Here is a 22,783-nt window from a genome sequence, read left to right on the forward strand (position 1 = left end):
TTTTAGAAATTTCTCCAATCTGTGTTCTAAAAATAAAAAAAATGAAAGTTAAACTTAAAATATGTGGCATGAAATTTCCAGAAAATATTCAGGAAATAGCTCTTTTAGAACCTGATTTTTTAGGCTTTATTTTCTATGAAAATTCGGCTAGAAATTATACAGAAAATTCAATTGTTTCGTTACCAGATTCTATAAAAAAAGTGGGTGTTTTTGTTAATGAAAGACAAGATAAAATCATTCAAATCATTCAAAAGTATAATTTAAATTATATTCAATTACATGGAAATGAAAGTGAAAGTTATTGTTTAGAATTAATAAACCAACTTAATCACAATCAGTTAAATACAAAAATATTAAAAGCTTTTTCGGTTGATGATTCTTTTGATTTTCAACGCCTTACTAATTTCCAAATCGTTGATTATTTTCTATTCGATACGAAAGGGAAATTACCTGGCGGAAACGGAACGAAATTCAATTGGCAAATTCTAGACAACTATCATTTAGAAAAACCTTATTTCTTAAGTGGAGGCATTGGATTAGAAGATATTGAAAGCATTCAAGAATTTTTAAAAACACCAGCTTCAAAATATTGTTTTGCTTTAGATGTGAACAGTCAATTTGAAATAGAAGCCGGATTAAAAAACAAAAAACAATTACAACAATTTAAAACACAACTATATGAGTCAGTTTAAAGTTTCAGAAAAAGGATTTTACGGAAAATTTGGCGGAGCATTTATTCCAGAAATGTTATATCCAAATGTAGAAGAATTGCGTACTCAATATCTTTCTATCATTGCAGAGCCTAGCTTTCAAGAAGAATATATGTATTTGTTAGAACAATATGTAGGCCGACCAACACCGCTATATTTTGCCAAACGATTATCCGAAAAATACAATACCAAAATCTACTTAAAAAGAGAAGATTTATGTCATACTGGTGCGCATAAAGTCAACAATACTGTAGGTCAAATTATCTTAGCCAAACGTTTAGGAAAAACTCGAATTATAGCTGAAACAGGAGCAGGGCAACATGGTGTAGCAACCGCAACTGTTTGTGCTTTAATGGGTATGGAATGTATCGTTTATATGGGCGAAGTTGACATTGAAAGACAAGCACCAAATGTAGCACGAATGAAAATGCTTGGCGCAGAAGTTCGTCCGGCAACTTCAGGTTCAAAAACCTTAAAAGACGCCACAAATGAAGCCATTCGTGATTGGATTAACAACCCAACCGATACGTTTTATATTATTGGTTCAGTGGTTGGGCCACATCCTTATCCAGATATGGTAGCAAAATTTCAAAGTATTATTTCAAAGGAAATCAAATCGCAATTACTAACTCAAGAAGGTACAGAATATCCAAATTATGTGATTGCTTGTGTTGGAGGTGGAAGTAATGCGGCTGGTGCTTTTTACGAATTTTTAGATGACAAACAAGTTGGTTTAATTGCAGTTGAAGCAGCTGGACATGGCGTAGATTCTGGAGAAAGTGCAGCGACATCCGTTTTAGGAAAAATCGGAATTATTCATGGAAGTCGTACTTTATTAATGCAAACTGAAGACGGACAAATTACAGAACCGTATTCTATTTCTGCAGGATTAGATTACCCAGGTGTTGGACCACTTCACGCACATTTAAATGATACTGGTCGTGCCGAATTCATTGCCATTACAGATGAAGATGCTATGAATTCTGGATTAGAAATTTCTAAAATGGAAGGTATTATTCCAGCTATTGAAACCGCTCATGCTTTTGCTGTATTAGATAAAAAACAATTCAAACCGACTGATATTGTGGTGATTAATTTATCTGGACGTGGCGATAAAGATTTGAATACATACATTAATTATTTTAACTTTTAAAAAAAATATAACCGCAAGGTTCGCAAAGAAAATCGCAAAGTTCGCAACGATTTTTTAAGCTTTGATTAATCTTTGCGAGCATTGCGCAAATCCTAGCGTCTTTGCGGTTAAAAAACATAAACCATGAACAGAATCAATCAAAAAGTACAAGAAAACAAAAAATTACTTTCTATATATTTTACAGCAGGATATCCAAATTTAAATGACACCGTTTCAATTATTCAAGAATTAGAAAAAAATGGCGTAGATATGATAGAAATTGGTTTGCCTTTTTCAGATCCATTGGCAGACGGACCAACTATTCAAGAAAGTTCTACTCAAGCTATTGAAAATGGAATGACAACTAAATTGCTTTTCGAACAGTTGAAAGACAATCGTAAAACGGTAGAAATTCCATTGATAATTATGGGGTATTTTAATCCGATGATGCAATTTGGAGTGGAAAAATTCTGTCAACAATGTAATGAAATTGGTATTGATGGTTTAATTATTCCGGATTTACCTTTAGAAGAATATCTTTCTGAATATCAAGCTATTTTCGAAAAATACAACTTAAAAAATGTGTTTTTAATTACTCCACAAACTACAAACGAACGCATTTTACAAATCGATTCGGTTTCTGATAGTTTTATTTATATGGTGAGTTCAGCAGCAGTTACTGGGAGTCAATCTGGTTTTGGAACGGAACAAATGAACTATTTTGAACGTATTTCGAATCTAAATTTAAAAAATCCACAAATTATAGGGTTTGGAATTAATAATAAGGAAACTTTTGAGCAAGCTACTTCATATCAAAAAGGAGCAATTATTGGAAGTGCTTTTATAAAATTTATTACAAATAATGCTATTGATAAAATTGGAGAATTTGTTCAAAGGATTAGAAACTAAAAACATTTAATTAATCTTTAGGTAATAAAACAGACCAGTTTCTTGTCAAAACAAACCAAATTAATAATGTTATGTATAGATAAATACGTAGAATTTTACATTTTTTTGTTTATAGAATGATACTATTTTAATGTACGACACTGAATTTTGTAGCAATTAAAAAACTACATAACGATGTCAAAAAATTATCTAACAAAAAATCAATTATTACTGTGTTTAGTAATGGTAACGTCTTTTACTTGGGGACAAAATTTAGTTCATTATTGGAACTTTAATAACAATGCTTCAGTGACAACAATCACAACTCCAACGCAAACTGTTGGTGGTGCAAATTTAGTTGCTATTGCAGGTGGAGCTAGTGTAATAGATTTTGTTGGTGGAATAAATCAAAACTTTAATGTTTTAAATTTAAATGCTAGAAACAGTGATGCTTCAGGAACGCATTTACGTTTTAATGATCCAATTGGTGGGGCTTTAGAATTTGCTTTACCAACTTCAGGTTATGAAAATATTGTGGTGAAGTTTGCAACTCGTCGTTCGAATACTGGAGCAGGAACACAATCTTGGTCGTATTCATTAAATGGAACAAGTTATGTGGCTTTTACAACTGTAACTCCTAATAATGGAGATCCAGCTTTAGCAACTTTAGATTTTACAGCAATTTCTGGTGCAAATAATAATGCCAATTTTAAATTGAAAGTAGAATTTTCACAAGGTGCTGGTGGAACACAAGGTAACAATAGATTCGATAATTTTACTTTAGAAGGAAACACAGTAAGTGGAGGAGATACAACAGCACCAATTACTACAATTTTACCAGTAAATGCTGCGACAAATGTGGCGACAACTATAAATCCAACTATTAGTTTCAATGAAGCCATTCGTTTAATTGATAATAGCGCCATAACAAATACAAATGTTGATGCTTTAGTAGAATTGCGTTTAAATAATGCTTCCGGTGCATTAGTACCTTTTGACGCTACAGTTTCTGGAAATACAATTACAATAATTCCAGCTTCAATTTTAAATAACGGTCAACAATATTATGTGGCTTTATTACCAAATACAATTGAAGATTTAAGTAATAATGCCGTTTCAACAACACAATCTGCAACATTTACAACAGGAAATCCAAGTGTGGCTTTTGCTTCAAACTTTATTAAAACTAATGAAGGAGCAACGCTTTCTTTTGTGATTAATTTAACGAGTCCAGCTACTTCTTCAGTAGATTTAGTAGTGAAATCTAGTCCTTTTAGTACGGCTAATGCTTCAGATATTGTTTTAACTACACAAACTTTAAACTTCACAAGTTCAAGTGCATTAACTCAAACAATAACAATTCCAATTGTAGATGATGCTTTAATTGAACAACAAGCAGAATATTTTGTTTTAAGTTTAGAAAATCCAGTTGGAGTAACAATTTCTGGAAATTCATTTGCAACGATTTATATTATTGATAATGATGATGTGGCGCCAATTCCTTCGCAAGAAATTGAATTAAATTATATCGGAAGTTTTGACCCATCAGGTGCTAGTACAAGTACTTGTGAAATTGTAGTACACGATTCAGCATCTCAACGTTTATTCACAACTAGTGCCATCGCAGGTTTTTTAGATATAATCAATTTTTCAAATCCAGCAGCTCCAACAGTTGTAACTTCTGTTGATATGAATAGTTATGGAGGAGTAACTTCAGTAGCTGTTAAAAACGGAATTGTAGCTGTAGCTTCTCCAAATACGGATGAAACATTAGATGGTTCGGTTGTGTTTTTCGATACTAATGGTGTGTTTTTAAAGCAAGTTACAGTGGGTGCTTTACCAGATATGATTACGTTTTCACCAGATGGAACAAAAGTAATGACAGCTAACGAAGGACAACCAAACGCCAATTATTCAATTGATCCAGAAGGTTCTGTAAGTGTAATAGATATTTCTGGAGGAATTCCTGCATTAAGTCAAACAAACGTTACAACTTTATTGTTTACAGCTTATAATTCTCAAGAAGCTACTTTAATCGCTTCAGGAGTAAGAAAATTAAAAGCGACAAGTACTTTATCTCAAGATTTTGAACCAGAATATATTACTATAAGTGCTGATTCTCAAAAAGCTTGGGTGACACTTCAAGAAAATAATGCCGTTGTAGAAATCAATTTAGCCACTACAGCTTTTACAGATATTTGGGCTTTAGGAACAAAAGATGTGAGTCTTCCAGGAAACGGAATGGATATTTCTGATAACAACGGACAAGTATTAATCGCTAACTGGCCGATTCAAGCTTTTTATATGCCTGATGCTGTTGCCAATTATACAATCGGTGGAACAACTTATTTAGTTACAGCTAATGAAGGTGATGAAAAAGAATATACTGGTTTTGTTGAAAGAACAACAGTTGGAGCAGCAGCTTATACTTTAGATCCAGCTATTTATCCAAATGCATCAGTTTTAAAACAATCATACAATATGGGACGTTTTAGAGTTTCTAATTTAAGCGGAAACACAGATGCTGATGCAGATTTTGAAACGATTAATGCTGTTGGTTCGCGTTCCTTTTCAATTTTTAATGCCACAACCAAACAAATTGTATTTGATAGTGGTGACGATTTTGAAAGATATACGGCTGCCAATTTAGCTTCAATATATAATGCAGATCACAGTGATAATATTTCAAAAGGAAGAAGTCGTGCTAAAGGTCCGGAACCAGAAGGTGTAACTATTGCTCAAATCGGAACGGAAACTTTTGCTTTTATTTCATTAGAAAGAGTAGGTGGAGTTATGGTTTATAACATTACAGATCCAAATGATGTGACTTTTGTAGATTATAAAAACAGTAGAAGTACTTCTGCATATTCAGGAGATAACGGTCCAGAAGGAATTACATACATTAAACCAGAAAATAGTCCAAATGGAAAAGGTTATGTTTTAGTAGCGAATGAAATCAGTGGAACTATTACCGTTTTTGAAGTAGATACCAATCTTTTATCAGCTTCAGATTTCAATACAGAAGTTAAAACATTTGCTATTTTTCCAAATCCATCTGAAAACGGAATCGTATATTTCAATAGAGTGGCTGATTACGAATTATTTGATATTTCAGGAAAGAAAATAAGCGGAGAAAAAGAAGCTTTTACAATCAATACAAGCAAACTTTCAAAAGGAATTTACTTAGTAAAAACTAGTGAAGGAATTGTACAAAAACTAATTGTAAACTAATTAAGTACTCCATAAAATAGAAAAACCTCTAGCAAAAGTTAGAGGTTTTTTATTTCTAAATTTTAGAATACTATTTATCTCGTAAAAACCAATTTATTTCCTTCCGATAAATTGCTATCAAAAGCATAACCTTCATAGTTGAAACCTTTTAAATCTTCAATTGTTTCAGCGTTTGTATCTATAATAAAACGAACCATCATACCGCGCGCTTTTTTTGCAAAGAATGAAATCATCTTCAATTTTCCATCTTTATAATCTTTAAATTCTGGTGTAATAACTGGGACTTTTAACTTCTTTACATCAACCGCTGAAAAATATTCGTTGCTGGCTAAGTTTACAAATAATTCGTCATTTTCTAATTCTGAATTTAGAGCATCAGTAATTGTTTTTTTCCAAAATTCGTATAAGTTTTTTTTGGTTCCAATTTTTATGGAAGTTCCCATTTCTAATCGATACGCTTGCATTAAATCTAAAGGTTTTAATAAACCATATAAACCTGAAAGTATACGTAATTTATCTTGTAAAACGTCTAATTTTTCTATTGGTAGCGAATATACATCTAAACCTGTATACACTTCGCCATCAAAAGTAAAAACTGCTGGTCTGGCGTTTTCATTTGTAAAAGGTGTTTGCCAATCTTGATTACGTTGCCAATTTAAATCCCCTAATTTTTCAGAAATATGCATTAATTCCATCAACTGTTTTGGCTTCAACTTTTTTAAGGTTTTCTGAATGGTTTCTGCTAGTTTTAAAAACGAAGATTCTGTATGTAATTGTGTTGGAAGTTCTTTATCTAAATTTAAAGATTTGGCTGGTGATATAACGATTTTCATTTTTCGGTAGATTTTTTTCAAAATTAATATTTATATACGAGTTTTCTATAACTAAGGTTTAAGAATTTTTATAAAACTTTAAAGAATACTGCGTTTTAAAAATTGAAAATTGATATTGCGATTGCCATTGCGATTGATTATCTTCGCCACATGATAAAAGTAATTCTTTTAGGTTCGGGAAACGTGGCAACACATTTATTTCAGGCTTTTTCTAAAGCAACTGAAGTAGAAGTGGTACAGGTTTTCTCTAGAACTATTTCAAAAGATTTTCCTGAAAGTATTCAAACTTCTGATTTTACTGAAATTTTAAAAGCTGATATTTATATCATTTGCATTTCTGACAATGCCATAGCAAGTGTTTCTAATCAATTACAATTTGAAAATAGGTTAGTGGTTCATACTTCTGGAAGTACAGATTTTGATATGCTTGACGCGAAAAACAAAAGAGGCGTTTTTTATCCATTACAAACATTTTCTAAGAATAAAGCTGTCGATTTTAAGGAAATTCCGATTTGTTTGGAAACTGAAAATCCATCTGATTATGAAGTTTTAGAAAAATTAGGGCGTTCAATCTCAAATTCTGTCACTAAAATTGATGGAAAACAAAGAAAAGCGCTACATGTTTCCGCTGTTTTTGTGTGTAATTTCACGAATCATTTGTATCAAATCGGAAATGATATCTGCAAAGAAAACAACATTCCATTTGAGATTTTACAGCCGTTAATAGAAGAAACTGCAAAGAAAATAAAATCACTTTCACCTAAAGAAGCACAAACTGGTCCGGCTTTGAGAAATGACACTAAAACCATTGAAAAACATATCGATTTTCTAACTAATGAAAATCAAAAAGAAATATATAAAATCCTGACAAAATCTATACAAAATGTCGAAAAGTTATAAAGAATTAATGAATGATATTAAAGCGTTTATCTTTGATATTGATGGCGTTTTAACAGACGGAACCGTACATATTTCGGAAGACGGGCAATTGCTTCGTCAAATGAATATTAAGGATGGTTACGCTATGAAAGCCGCAGTAGATAAAGGGTATCCGGTTTGTATTATTTCTGGTGGAAGTAATGAAGGTGTTCGTATTCGCTTACAAAATTTAGGAATCAAAGATATTTATTTAGCTGCTCCAGATAAAGTGGAAAAGTTTTATGAAATTTGCGATGCCTATCAACTAAAACCTGAAGAAATTCTATACATGGGTGACGATATTCCAGATTATTTAGTGATGCAAAAAGTCGGTTTACCAACGTGTCCGCAAGATGCTGTTCAAGAAATTAAAGGAATCAGCAAATACATTTCACATGTAAATGGTGGAAAAGGTGCGGTTCGTGATGTAATTGAGCAAGTTATGAAAGTTCAGGGAAAATGGATGGACGATTTTGACGCCAAGTTTTTTTAATAAACAATATATAATTCACATAAAATTAAAATGAAATACTACTTAAAACTTGTACGTATAGAAAACTTATTAATGATTGCTTTAATGCTACTTGTTATTAAATATACTTTTTTAAATCAAGCTGATATTTTACAAGCCTTATCAGATTGGAAATACTTTTTATTAATTATTGCAACCCTTTCAATCGCTGCTGGTGGTTATATTATTAATGATATTTACGATGTAGATGTGGATACAATCAACAAACCAAATAAGGTTTATATTGGCACACATATTTCAGAAAAAAACGCTTACAATTTATATTTTGCCTTAAATGTAATTGGAGTTGGCTTAGGTTTTTATTTAAGCAGAACTGTTAATAAACCAGCAATTGCAGCTGTTTTCGTAATTTGTTCTGCGTTATTATATGTGTATTCTAATGGTTTAAAACAAATTCCACTTGTCGGAAATCTTGTAATTGCAGCATTAGCCGCTTCTAGTATTTTAGTTGTCGGTTTATTTACTATTTTTCCATTCATTTTCGATTTCAATAGAAACGAAATGTTCAGCATTTTATCAGTAATTATTGATTATGCTGTTTTGGCTTTTCTATTGCATTTCGCTAGAGAAATTATCAAAACTATTGAAGATATTGAAGGTGATAAAGCTTTTGAAATTACAACTGTAGCATCGTATTTCGGAATTCTAGTTAGTAAAATTATAACCATTTTTACTTTATTAGGTTTTATTGGATATGCTTGTTATTTCATTTATAACAACATCATGCATATGCCATATGTAATAGGTTATTTCGTTATTTTAATGATGCTTCCAACTCTATTTGTAATTTTTAAAACGATTACAGCTAAAGAAAAAGCAGACTTTAGTTTCATTAGTAAACTAATAAAAATCATCATGTTAACCACTATTTTTTCATTAACTGCAATCGTTTTAATTGGAAATTAATATGTTAAACGAAAAATTCAATAAACATCGTATTATTTTAGCTTCTGGTTCGCCAAGAAGACAACAATTTTTAAAAGAATTAGATGTAGATTTCGAAATTCAATTAAAAGATATTGAAGAAATTTATCCAAAGCATTTACAAGCAGAAGAAATTACTAATTTTTTAGCGAAATTAAAAGCTTCAGCATTTGTATCGGATTTAGAAGAAAACGATATTTTAATCACATCTGATACGATTGTTTGGTTAAATAACAAAGCCTTAGGTAAACCAAAAGATTATGATGATGCTTTTGAAATGCTTACAGAAATGTCTGGAACCACTCACAAAGTAATCACTTCAGTTTGTCTTAAAACTATAGATAAAGAAGTAGTTTTTTATGAAGAAACTTTGGTGACTTTTACAGCATTATCTTCAGATGAAATTAAATATTATCTGAATAATTATAAACCTTTTGATAAAGCGGGTTCGTACGGAATTCAGGAATGGATTGGTTTGGTTGCCATAACAAAAATCGAAGGAAGTTATGCGAATGTAGTAGGCTTGCCAACGCACAGATTATATGAAGAAATGATGAAGTTATAGTTTTTAGAAGTCTTTTTCTTTCAACTATTTTCTTTGAACTAAATTTTACTTACTTTTGTAAACACAACACACAAAAACATGAGTCAAAAAATATTGCTCAATACTAAAGAAGTCAATATCATCTTACATCGATTGGCCTGTCAATTAATCGAAAAACATCTCGATTTTTCTAATACTATACTTATCGGAATTCAACCAAGAGGTGCATTTTTAGCCAAAAGATTAACTGAAATTTTAAAAGACGAATATCAAATTTCCGATTTAAAACTAGGCTTATTAGACATAACTTTCTTTAGAGATGATTTCCGAAGAAGTGAAAAACCTTTCGAAGCCAATCAAACACAAATAGATTTTTTAGTAGAAGATAAAAATGTAGTTTTCATTGATGATGTTTTGTATACTGGAAGAAGTATTCGTGCCGCATTAACTGCTATTCAATCGTTTGGAAGACCAAAATCTATTGAACTTTTAACCTTAATTGACAGACGTTTTAGTCGCGATTTACCTATTCAACCCGATTATCGAGGCCGACAAGTAGACGCCATTAACAACGAAAAAGTTCTAGTAAAATGGTTAGAAAAAGACGGTGAAGATGCCGTTTATATAGAAGTAAAATCGTAGTGACAAGTCGAGACTTGTCATAATTATATAAAGAAAACAACACAACAACTAAAATGAAGGAATTAAGCGTCAATCATTTACTCGGAATAAAATATATAACAAAGAACGATATCAATTTAATTCTTGAAACTGCCGATCAGTTTAAAGAAGTAATTAATCGTCCCATAAAAAAAGTACCTTCATTACGAGATATTACCATTGCCAATATCTTTTTTGAAAACAGTACAAGAACAAAATTATCTTTCGAATTAGCTCAAAAACGACTTTCAGCAGACGTCATGAGTTTTTCTTCCGCACAATCATCAGTTAAAAAAGGAGAAACGCTAATTGATACGGTAAATAATATTTTAGCTATGAAAGTGGATATGGTGGTAATGCGACATAGTTCTCCAGGAGCCGCTCATTTTTTGTCGCAACATGTAAAGGCAAGTATTGTAAATGCTGGTGATGGCGCACACGAACATCCAACACAAGCTTTATTAGATAGTTACACAATTAGAGAAAAATTAGGCGAAGTTGCTGGTAAAAAAATTGTCATAGTTGGTGATATTTTACACAGTAGAGTAGCGCTTTCTAACATTTTCGCCTTACAAATGCAAGGTGCTGAAGTGAAAGTTTGCGGACCAAAAACACTAATTCCACAATACATCAATTCACTAGGAGTTACGTACGAACCAAATTTGATAAAAGCCCTAGAATGGTGCGATGTAGCCAATATGTTACGCGTTCAAAATGAAAGATTAGACGTAAGTTATTTTCCAAATACACGTGAATACACGCAACAATTCGGATTAACGAATGAAATATTAAACAATCTGAATAAAGAAATTGTAGTAATGCATCCCGGACCAATTAATCGTGGAGTCGAAATTACTTCAGATGTGGCAGATGGACAGCATTCGGTTATTTTAGATCAGGTTGAAAATGGAGTAGCAGTGAGAATGGCGGTAATTTATTTATTAGCTAGTAAGATTCAGAATTAATTTAGAGTTGGAAGTAGGAAGAAACAAATTCACTCAAAACCTTTTAAACTTTTAACAATTTAAACTCATAAACTTTTCAAATATGAAAGTAGAACAAAAAGGTCATACCACAACAATTAAAGATACGGAAAGTAGTTTTGAAGCGTTTTTAGAAAAACTAACTACGCAATACAATTCGTATAAATCAGTTAATTTAATTATTGATGTTACACATGATAAATCATTTAATATGAGTTGTTTAAAGCAATTTTCTGATTTAGCTAAAACACATAAAAATAATAAAAAATCTTTTGTGGTTGTAGCAGAAGATATTGATTTTAATAAAGTGCCGACTTCAATAAATACCGTTCCTTCTTTACTAGAAGCACATGATATTATTGAAATGGAAGAAATTGAACGCGATTTAGGTTTTTAATTTATTCATTATGACAACAAGAGCTAAATTCAACCTGTTTTTCCTACTATTAGCAATTATTTTATTAGTATTAAACGGCATCATTTCTTATCAAGAAAATAAAATTGAATGGTTTAGAATCATCTCAAACATTTTATTGATTCTTCTTTTTACTATGAACATCTACAACGAAAACAAGAAACAAAAATTGCAATAACCTGCTTTGAAAGTCAAGATATTAGGCTGTTATGCCGCAACTCCAAGAACAATTACTAATCCTACTTCTCAAGTTTTAGAAATAAAAAGTCACATGTTCTTAATAGATTGTGGCGAAGGAACTCAAGTACAACTTCGAAAACATAAAATTAAGTTCTCTCAAATTGAACATATTTTTATTTCACACTTACACGGCGATCATTTCTTCGGATTAATAGGCTTAATATCTACTTTTATGTTATTAGGTAGAGAAAAAGATTTACATGTTTATGGTCCAAAAGGTATTAAAGAAGCCATTTTATTACTACTAAAACTAGGAAATGCTTACACATCTTATAATTTATTTTTCCATGAATTAACTTCGAAAGAAAGTGAAGTAATTTACGAAGATGAAAAAGTAAAAGTGACTACAATTCCACTAAAACATAGAGTTTACACCAACGGTTATTTGTTTGAAGAAAAAAACAAAGAGCGAAAACTGAATATTGACGCTATTTTAAATTACGAAATCGAAAAAGTATATTATAATAAAATTAAATACGGTGGCGATATCACTTTAGATGATGGTAGAATCATTCCGAATGCCGAATTATCTTTCGATCCAGAAGTCGCAAAAAGTTATGCTTTTTGTTCAGACACTATATATAATGAAGAAATTATTCCAATAATTAAGAACGTTACCGTTTTATATCACGAAAGTACATTTTTAGAAAGCGAAAGTCATTTAGCTGAAAAAACTATGCATACGACTGCTAAACAAGCTGCAAATATTGCTAAATTAGCAGATGTAAAAAACTTATTATTAGGTCATTATTCTACACGTTACGGAAATATTGAATTATTCAGAACAGAAGCTAAAGAAATATTTGAAAATGTTTTATTAGCCGATGATGGTTTAGAATTTGAGTTTTAAAAGATTTAGAAATGAAAAATTTAGAGAAAACTTCACAATTATTACCATTAGCCTATTTATTTTTAATTGTTTTAGGAATATTTAAAGAAACCATTTATTATTCTCAAGTAGGAATTAATATAATGGAATACTCGTCTATAACTGATGTAATATTGAGTCCAATTGCAGAATTAACATCAAATATAGCCGCTTTTACATTTTGTGTTTTATATACTTTGTTAGTATTTTATTTAATTACTTTGTTAAAAAAACATAGTCATAAGAAATGGGCATATTATTTCACAAATGATAAAAATTTTAATTCCTATTCAGAAGAAGTTAAAGAAGAAAAATACACATCTTTATTAATAGCTTTACTTGCATCCGTTTATGTTGGGTATTTTATAGGTTTTGGTATTTTTCATGGCAAAAAAATTTCTGAACAGTTAGCTAAAAATACGTTACAATATGAAGATGTTTTGACACTAAGTAATGGAACTACTATTAAATGTCATATTTTAGGTTCAAACAGTCAATATTATTTTTATATTAAATCAAATAAAACCATTGAAATTAGCACTATTGGAACAATTTCAACAATTATTAATAAACCAGAAATCAAAAATAAGAATTAAAAAAATTGAAACCTTTTTAGCAAAACTAGTTGCATTTATTATAAGATGTTTATTTAGAAATTAAAAAAAGCCTTCGCGACTTTGTGACTTCGCGGATATATTATGAAAGACTTATCAGATTATAGAAAATCATACGAAAAGAGCGAATTGTTAGAAAACACAATTCCAGATGATGCGATTCAATTGTTTCATAAATGGTTTTATGAAGCAGAAGAACAAGAAGATGGTGAAGTAAATGCTATGACGGTTTCTTCTATTGGTTTAGACGGATTTCCGAAAAGTAGAGTAGTGCTCCTTAAAAAATTTAATGAAGAAGGTTTTATTTTCTACACCAATTACAATTCTGAAAAAGGAAAAGCAATACAACAAAACCCAAATATCTGTTTATCTTTCTTTTGGCCATTATTAGAACGTCAAGTTATTATTAAAGGAGTAGCAGAAAAAACAGAGAAGATCATTTCTGATAATTATTTCGATTCTCGTCCAGAAGGAAGTAAGTTAGGTGCAATAGTTTCTAATCAAAGTGAAGTAATTCCTTCTAGAGAATATTTAGATGATAAATTAAAAGCTTTAGAAAAAGAAACGGAAGGTTCAGAAATTATCCGACCAGAAAATTGGGGTGGTTTTTTAGTCAAACCTGTTGAAGTAGAATTTTGGCAAGGAAGAGCCAACCGATTACATGATAGAATTAGATATAAACTAAACGAAGATTTTAGCTGGAAAATTGAAAGATTATCTCCTTGATATTCAAATACATATAAAAATACACAAATCCTAAGTACCACACTTAGGATTTTTTTACGTTTTTACTTACAAAACACGTAACTAATTGATGTTTAACGATTTAAAATGTTAAAATTTAGTGTATTTCGTCGATTTTATTTGCAGTTAAACAGAAAAGATGTACATTTGTCCTGTAAATCAATCACTTAATCGATAATTATGAAAAAAATGATGTTTTTAAGAAGTTTAGTAGTTTTATGTTTTTCTATTTCTTTAATGTCTTGCTCAAGTGAAGATGCTTCAGAAACTAACACTACGCAGTCGTCAATTGCATTAAATAAATATACACACTCTGCTTTCGAATTAGAAGTATTAGATTTAGTAAATCAAGATAGAGCTAGTAAAGGTTTAAATACTTTAACTATTATAAGTGAAATTTCTTATGTTGCTTCTACACACGATGATTATATGATTACTCAAGGTGCTGCAAGTCATGACAATTTTGAACAAAGATCTGCTTCTTTAAAAAGTGGCGTTGGAGCTATTTTAGTAAGTGAAAATGTTGCTTCAGGTTTTAGTACACCAGCATCTGTATTAGCTGCTTGGAAAGCTAGTACAACTCACAAAGCAAATTTAGAAAGTACGTCACATACACACTTTGGCTTAGCTGTAAAAGCTGATGCTGCAGGTAAAAAATATTATACTTTGATGTTTATCCGAAAATAATTGATAAACATTTAGTTTTAATTGTTTAGTTTTTAGTTATAATGTAAAAAATCCCAACATTAATTTGTTGGGATTTTTTTTGTTTTATTCAGATTCAGATTCGTCGTCTTCCTCATCGTCTTTTGTGATAGTATCTTCTTCATCTTCATCGCTTACTAATTCGAAGAAAGTAAAAGTTGTACCGCCGTAAGTTCTGGCGAATGAAAAATTATCTAAATGTTCTAATTTCGTATCTTTAGAATGTTCAATTATCAACATTCCTTCTTCGTCTAAAATTTCATTTTCGAAAATTAAAGTCGGAATTTTTTCAAAATCTTTTTGATCTAAATGATACGGTGGATCAGCAAAAATAATATCATAACATCCTTTGTGTTTTTGTAAAAAAGTAAACACATCACTTTTAATAGGCGTAATATCAAAATCAAATTCATTTGAAATTTTTCTGATGAAATTCACACAACCCATATCTGCATCAACAGCTACTAAAGGAGTAGCGCCACGAGAAGCAAATTCGTAAGCAATATTTCCAGTTCCAGAAAACAAGTCTAAAATTTTAAGTTCACCAAAATTAAAATGGTTGTTCAAAATGTTAAACAAAGCTTCTTTGGCCATGTCGGTGGTTGGTCTTACAGGCAAATTTTTAGGTGCTTGTAATCTTCTTCCTTTATATTTTCCTGATATTATTCTCATGAGTGAAATAAAATAAAGTGCTTTAATAGGTCTTTTTCATCCACATTAAAGGCTGTTTTTAAGTGCGATACATCTAACAAACTACAATTTCTTATGTATTTATAAGCTATTTTAAAAGAATCACTTTCTTCCGAAATATCGCCTACAAACTGAACTGGAACTATTTCCGGATTCAATTGCAATTGCTCATAAGTGAACAATAAATAATAAATGAAATCTTCTAACGTTTTGTAAATAAATGTATTAAACAATAATAAATGTTTGTTTTTGGTCACCACAATTTCAAATCGATCCTTTTGAAAATGTACCCAAACTTGTTTTGCATCGTTATTTTTAGAAAAATCTAATGCTTTTTTTACGAATATCGAATTGCAATTCTTATAATCGAAGGTATCGTAATGATCTAATAAATAGTTGTTTATATTCGTATATGGAATAAAAACATTGTTTAAATCGTAGGTATCTAAATAATCGTAAGCAAAATAATCGGTTTCAAAAACTTTGGAATTATATTGCAAATAACTTCCTAAATAATTCGGATCAAATAGGGAAGAAGGCACAAAAGTATTTAAGTTAGAATTGTGCAAAACTATCACATCATCATACTTTTCTTCTAAAATTGGGTTTTCTACAAATATCTTCCAAAATTCTTCTTCTAATACATTATTCTGATTAAAAGCATACGATTTATGCGTAATTATTTTATTCGAAATCAAATCAATAACACAAAAAGAAAGGTTACTAGTTGCAACCTCAAAGCATAACTTTTTATATGTTTTTTGAGTAATATCCTGATTCATGTTTTCTATTTGATTGACAAATTTACATTTTTTGAGAGAATTAAAAACCTTCAAATGAAATTATATTTAAAAACCTTGCTATATTTGGTGTTCTTAAATAAAAATGAATGTCGCCAACGCAATTTTACAGAGTTTTAATGGATAATTTTCCTTTTGAGCCTACCGCAAATCAGGATATTTTCTTTCAAAAAATCGCAGGTTACATTTTACATTCCAAAGACGATTTATTTGTATTAAAAGGATACGCTGGAACTGGAAAAACAACTGTAATTTCTACTTTAGTAAATCAATTAAATACAGCCAATAAAAAAGCAGTGATGTTAGCGCCAACGGGTCGTGCAGCAAAAGTGATGTCGGCCTATTCTGATAAACCAGCTTTTACTATTCACAAACGTATTTATTTTCCGAAAAAGAATAAAAATGGCGGTGTTGGATTTGTCATGCAAGCCAATAAATTTAAAGATACGATTTTCATTGTGGATGAATCGTCCATGATTTCAGATCAATCTAACGAAACGAGTTTGTATGAAAACGGTTCATTATTAGATGATTTGTTGTTTTATGTGGATGCTGGACAAAATTGCAAACTAATTTTAGTTGGAGATACGGCGCAGTTGCCACCAATCAATTCAGAAATTAGTCCTGCTTTGGATATTCATTCTTTAAATGTGAATTATGATAAAGAAATCGTTCATATTGAATTAGATGAAGTCATGCGACAAGCTGAAAATTCTGGGATTTTGTACAATGCAACAGAATTACGAGAATTACTAAAATCACATTTTATTGATGATTTCAAATTCAGTTTGAAACGATTTAAAGATATTGTCCGATTAGAAGATGGTTTTGATATTGAAGACGCCATTCATCAATCGTACAGAAATTATTCTACGGAAGATACAGCTTTTATTGTGCGTTCGAACAAAAGAGCCAATCAATACAACCAACAAATTAGACAACGTATTTTAGGAAAAGAAAGCGATTTATCGGCTGGCGATTTACTAATGGTTGTAAAAAACAATTATTTTTGGTTGAACGACACTTCACAAGCTGGTTTTATTGCCAATGGAGATATTATTGAAGTCCTAAAAATTAGAAATATTCAAGAATTATACGGATTTAAATTTGCGAATGTTACGATTCGAATGATTGATTATCCAAATGAAGCTTCGTTTGAAACGGTTTTACTTTTAAATACAATCGAAAGTGAATCGGCATCTTTAACTTATGAAGAATCGAACTTATTATACCAGGAAGTTTCTAAAGATTATGAAGACGAAAGTCATAAATACAAACGCCTTTTAAAAGTTAAAAGCAATCCGTATTTCAATGCGTTACAAGTCAAGTTTTCTTATGCGATAACGTGTCATAAATCGCAAGGTGGGCAATGGAGTAGTGTGTTTGTAGAAAAACCGTATTTACCAAATGGAGTAGATAGAGATTACATTCGTTGGTTATATACTGCGATTACTCGTGCTAAAGAAAAGTTATATTTAATAGGGTTTAAAGATGAAAATTTTGAGTAATTTTATAAAATCGTTAATTGAAAATAATTTCCTAATTTAAAATATAAAAAATGAATATTTGTTGTCAAATAAAACCAGAAAATTTAAAAGATTTTTTCTACTTATTCGGAATATTTTCTACATTTATTATAAGTGTTTTTACAATTTATATAGCAAATAAAAACAGAAAAAACTCTTTAAGGGAAAGTTTATATAAAGAGCAAATGAATTTTATATCAAAACTTACAAATGAGTTTTATAATTTACATTCAGATTTAAGTAAATTAAAAAACAATCAAAAAGTTGATATTCAGGAAACAAAATTAAAAATTGAGAAAACTTTTGAAGTTATGTTTTCAAATATTCATATTAGCTCAAATAAAATATTAGAAAAATCAAGTGATACATTAAATACTATTAATTTTTTATTGAATGAGTTAGAAAATAAAAATTCAGCTAATTTGGAGTCAAATTTTGAAACTTATTTTAATAATTATAGAGAATTAATAAATATCATTAAACTTGAGTTAGGTGTAGACTCTTTATCTAAAGAAAATCAAAAATTAATTAGATATGGTTTTTGAAACTAAAAGATTATTTATTCGAAATTTAGAAGAAAGTGATTCAGAATCTATGTTTGAAATTTATTCAGATAAAGAGTCTATGCAATACAGAGCAAATAAACCATTTGAGAATCTTTCTGAAGCAATAGAAATGATAAAGCAATCCAATACAGATTGTAAATTAGGTTTGAAATTTAGATTTGCAATTGTAAAAAAAGAAACAAATGAATTAATTGGTACTATTTTATATTTTACTGAAAATAAAGATTCAGAAATTTGTAAAATAGGCTATTCTTTAGGGAAAAACCATTGGAAGCAAGGTTTCGCAATTGAAACTTTAAATGGTTTTATGAATTATTTGAAAACTCAAAAATTTAATAAATTAGAAGCAAAAGTTTTTAAAAAGAATGTTGATTCTATCAAATTATTAAATAAACTTGATTTTATTTTAAATGAAGATACAAATGATGAAAAACTTTTTACTTTTGAAAAAATAATTATTAATTGAGGGATTTTGAGATTGCTTCGTTCCTCGCAATGACAAAAAAATGAAAATAATTGCTGTAATTCCTGCGCGTTATGCTTCTACACGATTTCCTGCTAAATTAATGCAAGATTTAGGTGGAAAAACGGTTATTTTAAGAACTTATGAAGCTGCAATGTCTACAAATTTATTTGATGATGTATTTGTGGTAACCGATTCTGATTTAATTTATAACGAAATTATTTCGAACAACGGAAAAGCGATTATGAGTATCAAAGAACACGAAAGTGGAAGTGACAGAATTGCTGAAGCTGTAGAAAAAATTGACGCTGATATTATCATTAACGTTCAAGGTGACGAACCTTTTATCAATAAACCGCCATTAGAACAAATTATTGAAGCCTTCAAACAAGATGTGGAAAAGAAAATTGACTTGGCATCGTTAATGTTTGAAATTAAAGATAAATCGGAAATTGAAAATCCGAATAATGTAAAAGTGATTACAGATCAACAAGGTTTTGCTTTATATTTTTCGCGTTCTGTAATTCCGTTTCCTCGTGAAGAAAATGTTGGTGTGCGTTATATGAAGCATATTGGAATTTATGCCTTTAGAAAGCAAGCTTTATTAGATTTTGCTAATTTACCAATGCTTTCTTTGGAAGCTTCAGAAAAACTTGAACAATTACGCTATTTAGAATATGGGAAACGTATTAAAATGATAGAAACATCTCACGCAAGTATTGGAATTGATACGTTGGAAGATTTAGAAAAAGCGAGGTTATTGATTAAATAATATCTTTACATACATAAAAAAAAGCCTTGTATTTCCAAGGTTTTTTTATGTATACTAAATTTTATATGGCTTAAATTATTATTTGATCTACCTTATCACAATCTCTGCTTCATTTTTAATAACGATTTCTGGCTTTCCTTTATACATAATCACCGTTCCAGTAATGCAAATGGTTTTGCTATTTAGAAATTCTAACGGATTATAAGAGAATTTTTCTCTATCACGTTTAAAAATAATTATTGAAAAGGCATTGTTAGGATAAGCTTTACCGAAATTTAGTACTGCGTTTTCACCTTTGGTTTCATGAATTCCCGTTACTTTTTCGCAAATGGTTATTGTTTTTCCTTCAAATGAAGTAATGTTTTCAATTGTTGCCGTTTCTTGGGCAAAAACAACAGATGCAAAAACTAAGAATAAAAGTAGTAGATTTTTTTTCATTGGGTGCAATTTATGTTTTTAGCAATATTATAGTATTACAAATAAATGCTTTTAATGTTGATTTGCAAAATTATCTATCACATTAATAGGGTTTTAGCTTAAAAATACAATCTGAAATCTAATAATTTACAAAGCGCATAATGTTTTTCAAAAAGAGTTTCTACCACTTCGGTAATATCATCATTTTCCTGAAAAAGTTGAAAAAAGACTTGATCTAATTGATAACTTTTTAAATTACTAAATTTTTCTCCATAGCCAGAAATCGCTTTTGCACCGGTAACATCTAAGAAAAATTGTGCTTCATCATTAGTTAATTCTAAAGTTTTTGTATTGGCGAAATGGACAATTTTTCCTTTCATTTTTCCTTCAAAAAGTTCGGCAATTTCATCTAAACTATAGTAGTAATCATAAATACAAATGGAATTATCTTCGCCTTCCATCACCAAATAAATAATTTCATAATTCTTAAAATTATGATCATCGTAGAGTAGTGCAGACAAACTTTCTTCTAAACCTTCAATCGTATCACAAGCTTTATAAATATTGGGAATTCCATGATGTAATGCTAAACTTTCTAATTGCTTTTGAATTTCTGTTGTTTCCAAAGTTTCAACATCGGAAACGGCTTCTAAACAAAATACAAATTGTTCTAATTCTTCCATACTAATGCTTCAATGGTCGTTTTTTAATCATTCCACCTCGAGTATCTTTTACGCTATTCATCACTACAAAAGCAGAAGGTGAAATTTTATCTAATTCGGTCATTAATTTATTTAATTCTAATCGGGTAATTACTGTATAAACAATATCTGTTTCTTTAGTTTCACCACGTTTTCCATATCCTTTTTTACCGCTGTAAACCGTAACACCACGACCCATTGTGTTGATAATCATTTCTCTAATTTCCTCATTGTGAGATGAAACGATTGTTACACCAATATATTCTTCAATACCTTCTACAATAAAATCAAGTGTTTTGGACGCCGCCAAATAAGTAATCATCGAATATAAAGCAACTTCAATTCCTAAGAAATAAGCCGCTGTTCCAAAAATAAGGATATTAATAATAATAATTACGTCACCAATTGTGGTTCCAAATTTTCGACTTAAATAAATGGCTAAAACTTCAGTTCCGTCAATAACAGCGCCACCTCTAATGGCAAAACCAATTCCGGCTCCAAGGAAAAATCCACCGAAAACAGCTACTAATAAATTATCGTCTGTGATGTTTGGAAAAGTTAAAGTGGCTAACGCAAGGGAAAGTCCGCCAATTGCAAAGGCTGTTTTAAAGGCAAATTGTTTTCCTATTACATTATAACCTAAAAATACGAAAGGCAAATTGACACAAATAATAAGTACATATAATGGAATATTAGTTAGTGAAGCTACAAGTAAAGAAATACCTGTAGCGCCACCATCAATAAAATGATTCGTTAATAAAAAGGCCTTAAAACCAAAGGATGCAGATAAAATTCCTAATAAAATCAAGAAAACATCCTTAATATTATGTTTTACTGTAATTCTAAATTTTTTATAGGCTTTCGCGAAAATATAATCTGATATTTTACTTCGATCGATCGATTCATCGCGAATTATGAGTTTAAGAACTAAATTTTTTAAAAATGAATTCATTTTATGTTTTTTTAAGAATAATTATGTGATTTTATTCAACAGTGTTTGCCATTTCTGAATAATTTCAATTTCGTTTAGTATTAATCGGGTTTCGTCTTTATTGAAAAATTCTAAAACTATTGTTGGTCTGCTAGCGAATGTGAGCTCTAACTCCAACTTTTCTAATACGTTATGCTTATTTTCAGTTCTCTCAATTCGACATTTTAATAATTCCGAAATGTTGATGGAGATAAATTTATCAAATTCTTCTGATTTTTTAGAGAAAAAAAGCATTTTATTTGTTTTGTCAATTCCAATTATAGACTGATTCCAATCGTCTTTTTCTTGAATAGTAGCGTTATTTTCTTGTGCTTTTTTAATTAAATTTTGAATTCTTTTTTTACGTTTCTTACTGTTATTTACACTGAATAATATAAACGGTAACACACATACTATTAATAATATGATGCCAATTGTTAAGGATGTTGAATCCATATTTTTTAAATTTTAAATTAATGATACATTGCTTTTTGTAAGTGTTATATTTTACTACTTACAAACTTGTTTTATTGCTAAAATGTATAATTAATTACCAAAAATTATGGAAAGGGAATATAATATCAGTTTGTTTAAAACTAATAGGGATAATGGTATAAGAAAAATGATTTTTGGCTAAAACCGATTTGTTTTGTTTTTTCTTATTTATAGCTTTTATAAAATGAATGTTATAAAAAGCTTTAGCTATTTTTGTTTTTGCTGTAAAAAAGTGAAGTTGTAACGTTCTATTTAAATTATCACTTAAAATTGTTGGAGAATCTATAGTGTGAATCTCTTTTTTATCAGTTTGTTCTTGTTGAGGAATTTCTATAATACGAGAATCCATCTGTTGTAAGTTACTGATAACAAAGTAGCTTATAACAGAGAAAAGGATTACAAATGATATTTTTAAGGTATTTCTCACTTTGCCAAAAATAGA

The 22,783-nt window shown here is 29.9% G+C and carries 28 protein-coding genes; 20 read left to right on the forward strand and 8 right to left on the reverse strand.

Annotated elements, in window-relative coordinates; all coding sequences use genetic code 11:
- Window positions 1–41: 41 nt before the first annotated feature.
- The 4 genes from G6N05_RS03825 to G6N05_RS03840 all read left to right on the forward strand — a co-directional run bounded on the left by G6N05_RS03825 (window position 42) and on the right by G6N05_RS03840 (window position 5,961).
- Window positions 42–692, forward strand: coding sequence for a phosphoribosylanthranilate isomerase (locus G6N05_RS03825; RefSeq protein WP_166125224.1), 651 nt, complete (start codon window positions 42–44; stop codon window positions 690–692).
- Window positions 679–1,863, forward strand: coding sequence for a tryptophan synthase subunit beta (gene trpB / locus G6N05_RS03830; RefSeq protein ID WP_166125225.1), 1,185 nt, complete (start codon window positions 679–681; stop codon window positions 1,861–1,863). The genes G6N05_RS03825 and trpB overlap by 14 nt, the downstream gene beginning before the upstream one ends.
- Window positions 1,864–1,986: 123 nt before the next feature.
- Complete coding sequence (gene trpA / locus G6N05_RS03835; RefSeq protein WP_166125226.1) at window positions 1,987–2,751, forward strand: tryptophan synthase subunit alpha; 765 nt, start codon at window positions 1,987–1,989, stop codon at window positions 2,749–2,751.
- A gap of 174 nt (window positions 2,752–2,925) precedes the next feature.
- Entirely contained in the window at window positions 2,926–5,961 is a 3,036-nt protein-coding gene (locus G6N05_RS03840; RefSeq protein ID WP_166125227.1) for a choice-of-anchor I family protein, read from the forward strand.
- Between the two features lie 74 nt (window positions 5,962–6,035).
- On the opposite strand, the gene yaaA is transcribed toward G6N05_RS03840, so the two are convergent.
- Window positions 6,036–6,794: a peroxide stress protein YaaA gene (yaaA, locus tag G6N05_RS03845; protein ID WP_166125228.1), complete on the reverse strand. Its 759-nt coding sequence runs from the start codon at window positions 6,792–6,794 to the stop codon at window positions 6,036–6,038.
- Between the two features lie 150 nt (window positions 6,795–6,944).
- Here yaaA and G6N05_RS03850 point away from each other — a divergent pair, with 150 nt between their 5' ends.
- The 12 genes from G6N05_RS03850 to G6N05_RS03905 all read left to right on the forward strand — a co-directional run bounded on the left by G6N05_RS03850 (window position 6,945) and on the right by G6N05_RS03905 (window position 14,923).
- Window positions 6,945–7,694, forward strand: a complete 750-nt coding sequence (locus G6N05_RS03850) for a Rossmann-like and DUF2520 domain-containing protein (protein WP_166125439.1) — start codon at window positions 6,945–6,947, stop codon at window positions 7,692–7,694.
- Window positions 7,678–8,205: a KdsC family phosphatase gene (locus G6N05_RS03855; protein ID WP_166125229.1), complete on the forward strand. Its 528-nt coding sequence runs from the start codon at window positions 7,678–7,680 to the stop codon at window positions 8,203–8,205. The genes G6N05_RS03850 and G6N05_RS03855 overlap by 17 nt, the downstream gene beginning before the upstream one ends.
- A gap of 30 nt (window positions 8,206–8,235) precedes the next feature.
- Window positions 8,236–9,150: a geranylgeranylglycerol-phosphate geranylgeranyltransferase gene (locus G6N05_RS03860; protein WP_166125230.1), complete on the forward strand. Its 915-nt coding sequence runs from the start codon at window positions 8,236–8,238 to the stop codon at window positions 9,148–9,150.
- A 1-nt stretch (window position 9,151) separates the two neighbouring features.
- On the forward strand, window positions 9,152–9,733 hold the full coding sequence (locus G6N05_RS03865) for a Maf-like protein (RefSeq protein WP_166125231.1): 582 nt from the start codon (window positions 9,152–9,154) through the stop codon (window positions 9,731–9,733).
- 78 nt (window positions 9,734–9,811) lie between these two features.
- Window positions 9,812–10,354, forward strand: a complete 543-nt coding sequence (gene pyrR / locus G6N05_RS03870) for a bifunctional pyr operon transcriptional regulator/uracil phosphoribosyltransferase PyrR (RefSeq protein ID WP_166125232.1) — start codon at window positions 9,812–9,814, stop codon at window positions 10,352–10,354.
- A gap of 53 nt (window positions 10,355–10,407) precedes the next feature.
- Entirely contained in the window at window positions 10,408–11,337 is a 930-nt protein-coding gene (locus tag G6N05_RS03875) for an aspartate carbamoyltransferase catalytic subunit (protein ID WP_166125233.1), read from the forward strand.
- 82 nt (window positions 11,338–11,419) lie between these two features.
- Window positions 11,420–11,752 (forward strand): ribonuclease Z, encoded by a 333-nt coding sequence (locus tag G6N05_RS03880; RefSeq protein ID WP_166125234.1) that lies wholly within the window; start codon window positions 11,420–11,422, stop codon window positions 11,750–11,752.
- A gap of 10 nt (window positions 11,753–11,762) precedes the next feature.
- Window positions 11,763–11,948 (forward strand): hypothetical protein, encoded by a 186-nt coding sequence (locus tag G6N05_RS03885; RefSeq protein WP_166125235.1) that lies wholly within the window; start codon window positions 11,763–11,765, stop codon window positions 11,946–11,948.
- Window positions 11,949–11,954: 6 nt separating this feature from the next.
- Window positions 11,955–12,860 carry a ribonuclease Z gene (locus G6N05_RS03890; protein WP_166125236.1) on the forward strand — a complete coding sequence of 302 codons (906 nt, stop codon included), beginning with the start codon at window positions 11,955–11,957 and terminating at the stop codon, window positions 12,858–12,860.
- Between the two features lie 11 nt (window positions 12,861–12,871).
- Complete coding sequence (locus G6N05_RS03895) at window positions 12,872–13,474, forward strand: hypothetical protein (RefSeq protein WP_166125237.1); 603 nt, start codon at window positions 12,872–12,874, stop codon at window positions 13,472–13,474.
- 102 nt (window positions 13,475–13,576) lie between these two features.
- Entirely contained in the window at window positions 13,577–14,218 is a 642-nt protein-coding gene (gene pdxH / locus G6N05_RS03900) for a pyridoxamine 5'-phosphate oxidase (RefSeq protein WP_166125238.1), read from the forward strand.
- A gap of 198 nt (window positions 14,219–14,416) precedes the next feature.
- Window positions 14,417–14,923, forward strand: coding sequence for a CAP domain-containing protein (locus tag G6N05_RS03905; protein ID WP_166125239.1), 507 nt, complete (start codon window positions 14,417–14,419; stop codon window positions 14,921–14,923).
- A gap of 84 nt (window positions 14,924–15,007) precedes the next feature.
- On the opposite strand, the gene rsmD is transcribed toward G6N05_RS03905, so the two are convergent.
- Entirely contained in the window at window positions 15,008–15,613 is a 606-nt protein-coding gene (gene rsmD / locus G6N05_RS03910) for a 16S rRNA (guanine(966)-N(2))-methyltransferase RsmD (protein WP_166125240.1), read from the reverse strand.
- Window positions 15,610–16,413: a DUF3822 family protein gene (locus tag G6N05_RS03915; protein ID WP_205729729.1), complete on the reverse strand. Its 804-nt coding sequence runs from the start codon at window positions 16,411–16,413 to the stop codon at window positions 15,610–15,612. The genes rsmD and G6N05_RS03915 overlap by 4 nt, the downstream gene beginning before the upstream one ends.
- 107 nt (window positions 16,414–16,520) lie before the next feature.
- Between G6N05_RS03915 and G6N05_RS03920 the strand changes: the two genes are divergently transcribed.
- The 4 genes from G6N05_RS03920 (at window position 16,521) to kdsB (ending at window position 19,758) form a co-directional block, all read left to right on the forward strand.
- Window positions 16,521–17,939 (forward strand): ATP-dependent DNA helicase, encoded by a 1,419-nt coding sequence (locus G6N05_RS03920; RefSeq protein ID WP_166125241.1) that lies wholly within the window; start codon window positions 16,521–16,523, stop codon window positions 17,937–17,939.
- Window positions 17,940–18,142: 203 nt separating this feature from the next.
- On the forward strand, window positions 18,143–18,502 hold the full coding sequence (locus G6N05_RS03925) for a hypothetical protein (RefSeq protein ID WP_166125242.1): 360 nt from the start codon (window positions 18,143–18,145) through the stop codon (window positions 18,500–18,502).
- Window positions 18,492–18,989: a GNAT family N-acetyltransferase gene (locus G6N05_RS03930; RefSeq protein ID WP_166125243.1), complete on the forward strand. Its 498-nt coding sequence runs from the start codon at window positions 18,492–18,494 to the stop codon at window positions 18,987–18,989. The genes G6N05_RS03925 and G6N05_RS03930 overlap by 11 nt, the downstream gene beginning before the upstream one ends.
- A 40-nt stretch (window positions 18,990–19,029) precedes the next feature.
- Window positions 19,030–19,758, forward strand: coding sequence for a 3-deoxy-manno-octulosonate cytidylyltransferase (kdsB, locus tag G6N05_RS03935; protein ID WP_166125244.1), 729 nt, complete (start codon window positions 19,030–19,032; stop codon window positions 19,756–19,758).
- 87 nt (window positions 19,759–19,845) lie between these two features.
- Here the strand turns inward: kdsB and G6N05_RS03940 are convergent, their stop codons facing one another.
- The 5 genes from G6N05_RS03940 to G6N05_RS03960 all read right to left on the reverse strand — a co-directional run bounded on the left by G6N05_RS03940 (window position 19,846) and on the right by G6N05_RS03960 (window position 22,690).
- The gene (locus G6N05_RS03940; RefSeq protein WP_166125245.1) at window positions 19,846–20,196 is read right to left on the reverse strand and encodes a hypothetical protein; all 351 of its coding nucleotides are present in this window, start codon (window positions 20,194–20,196) and stop codon (window positions 19,846–19,848) included.
- Between the two features lie 98 nt (window positions 20,197–20,294).
- Window positions 20,295–20,858: a DUF6642 family protein gene (locus G6N05_RS03945; RefSeq protein WP_166125246.1), complete on the reverse strand. Its 564-nt coding sequence runs from the start codon at window positions 20,856–20,858 to the stop codon at window positions 20,295–20,297.
- 1 nt (window position 20,859) lies between these two features.
- Window positions 20,860–21,828 (reverse strand): YitT family protein, encoded by a 969-nt coding sequence (locus tag G6N05_RS03950; protein ID WP_166125247.1) that lies wholly within the window; start codon window positions 21,826–21,828, stop codon window positions 20,860–20,862.
- Between the two features lie 21 nt (window positions 21,829–21,849).
- The gene (locus G6N05_RS03955; protein WP_166125248.1) at window positions 21,850–22,302 is read right to left on the reverse strand and encodes a hypothetical protein; all 453 of its coding nucleotides are present in this window, start codon (window positions 22,300–22,302) and stop codon (window positions 21,850–21,852) included.
- A 94-nt stretch (window positions 22,303–22,396) separates the two neighbouring features.
- Window positions 22,397–22,690, reverse strand: coding sequence for a hypothetical protein (locus tag G6N05_RS03960; RefSeq protein WP_166125249.1), 294 nt, complete (start codon window positions 22,688–22,690; stop codon window positions 22,397–22,399).
- Between the last annotated feature and the right edge of the window lie 93 nt (window positions 22,691–22,783).

The organism is Flavobacterium bernardetii (assembly GCF_011305415.1).
Lineage (GTDB): Bacteria > Bacteroidota > Bacteroidia > Flavobacteriales > Flavobacteriaceae > Flavobacterium > Flavobacterium bernardetii.

Excerpts from the sequence above, each read along its gene's own strand:
- G6N05_RS03825 (WP_166125224.1), top strand. The coding sequence starts at position 42 with ATGAAAGTTAAACTTAAAATATGTGGCATGAAATTTCCAGAAAATATT.
- trpB (WP_166125225.1), top strand. The coding sequence starts at position 679 with ATGAGTCAGTTTAAAGTTTCAGAAAAAGGATTTTACGGAAAATTTGGC.
- trpA (WP_166125226.1), top strand. The coding sequence starts at position 1,987 with ATGAACAGAATCAATCAAAAAGTACAAGAAAACAAAAAATTACTTTCT.
- G6N05_RS03840 (WP_166125227.1), top strand. The coding sequence starts at position 2,926 with ATGTCAAAAAATTATCTAACAAAAAATCAATTATTACTGTGTTTAGTA.
- yaaA (WP_166125228.1), bottom strand. The coding sequence starts at position 6,794 with ATGAAAATCGTTATATCACCAGCCAAATCTTTAAATTTAGATAAAGAA.
- G6N05_RS03850 (WP_166125439.1), top strand. The coding sequence starts at position 6,945 with ATGATAAAAGTAATTCTTTTAGGTTCGGGAAACGTGGCAACACATTTA.
- G6N05_RS03855 (WP_166125229.1), top strand. The coding sequence starts at position 7,678 with ATGTCGAAAAGTTATAAAGAATTAATGAATGATATTAAAGCGTTTATC.
- G6N05_RS03860 (WP_166125230.1), top strand. The coding sequence starts at position 8,236 with ATGAAATACTACTTAAAACTTGTACGTATAGAAAACTTATTAATGATT.
- G6N05_RS03865 (WP_166125231.1), top strand. The coding sequence starts at position 9,152 with ATGTTAAACGAAAAATTCAATAAACATCGTATTATTTTAGCTTCTGGT.
- pyrR (WP_166125232.1), top strand. The coding sequence starts at position 9,812 with ATGAGTCAAAAAATATTGCTCAATACTAAAGAAGTCAATATCATCTTA.
- G6N05_RS03875 (WP_166125233.1), top strand. The coding sequence starts at position 10,408 with ATGAAGGAATTAAGCGTCAATCATTTACTCGGAATAAAATATATAACA.
- G6N05_RS03880 (WP_166125234.1), top strand. The coding sequence starts at position 11,420 with ATGAAAGTAGAACAAAAAGGTCATACCACAACAATTAAAGATACGGAA.
- G6N05_RS03885 (WP_166125235.1), top strand. The coding sequence starts at position 11,763 with ATGACAACAAGAGCTAAATTCAACCTGTTTTTCCTACTATTAGCAATT.
- G6N05_RS03895 (WP_166125237.1), top strand. The coding sequence starts at position 12,872 with ATGAAAAATTTAGAGAAAACTTCACAATTATTACCATTAGCCTATTTA.
- pdxH (WP_166125238.1), top strand. The coding sequence starts at position 13,577 with ATGAAAGACTTATCAGATTATAGAAAATCATACGAAAAGAGCGAATTG.
- G6N05_RS03905 (WP_166125239.1), top strand. The coding sequence starts at position 14,417 with ATGAAAAAAATGATGTTTTTAAGAAGTTTAGTAGTTTTATGTTTTTCT.
- rsmD (WP_166125240.1), bottom strand. The coding sequence starts at position 15,613 with ATGAGAATAATATCAGGAAAATATAAAGGAAGAAGATTACAAGCACCT.
- G6N05_RS03915 (WP_205729729.1), bottom strand. The coding sequence starts at position 16,413 with ATGAATCAGGATATTACTCAAAAAACATATAAAAAGTTATGCTTTGAG.
- G6N05_RS03920 (WP_166125241.1), top strand. The coding sequence starts at position 16,521 with ATGTCGCCAACGCAATTTTACAGAGTTTTAATGGATAATTTTCCTTTT.
- G6N05_RS03925 (WP_166125242.1), top strand. The coding sequence starts at position 18,143 with ATGAATTTTATATCAAAACTTACAAATGAGTTTTATAATTTACATTCA.
- G6N05_RS03930 (WP_166125243.1), top strand. The coding sequence starts at position 18,492 with ATGGTTTTTGAAACTAAAAGATTATTTATTCGAAATTTAGAAGAAAGT.
- kdsB (WP_166125244.1), top strand. The coding sequence starts at position 19,030 with ATGAAAATAATTGCTGTAATTCCTGCGCGTTATGCTTCTACACGATTT.
- G6N05_RS03940 (WP_166125245.1), bottom strand. The coding sequence starts at position 20,196 with ATGAAAAAAAATCTACTACTTTTATTCTTAGTTTTTGCATCTGTTGTT.
- G6N05_RS03945 (WP_166125246.1), bottom strand. The coding sequence starts at position 20,858 with ATGGAAGAATTAGAACAATTTGTATTTTGTTTAGAAGCCGTTTCCGAT.
- G6N05_RS03950 (WP_166125247.1), bottom strand. The coding sequence starts at position 21,828 with ATGAATTCATTTTTAAAAAATTTAGTTCTTAAACTCATAATTCGCGAT.
- G6N05_RS03955 (WP_166125248.1), bottom strand. The coding sequence starts at position 22,302 with ATGGATTCAACATCCTTAACAATTGGCATCATATTATTAATAGTATGT.
- G6N05_RS03960 (WP_166125249.1), bottom strand. The coding sequence starts at position 22,690 with ATGGATTCTCGTATTATAGAAATTCCTCAACAAGAACAAACTGATAAA.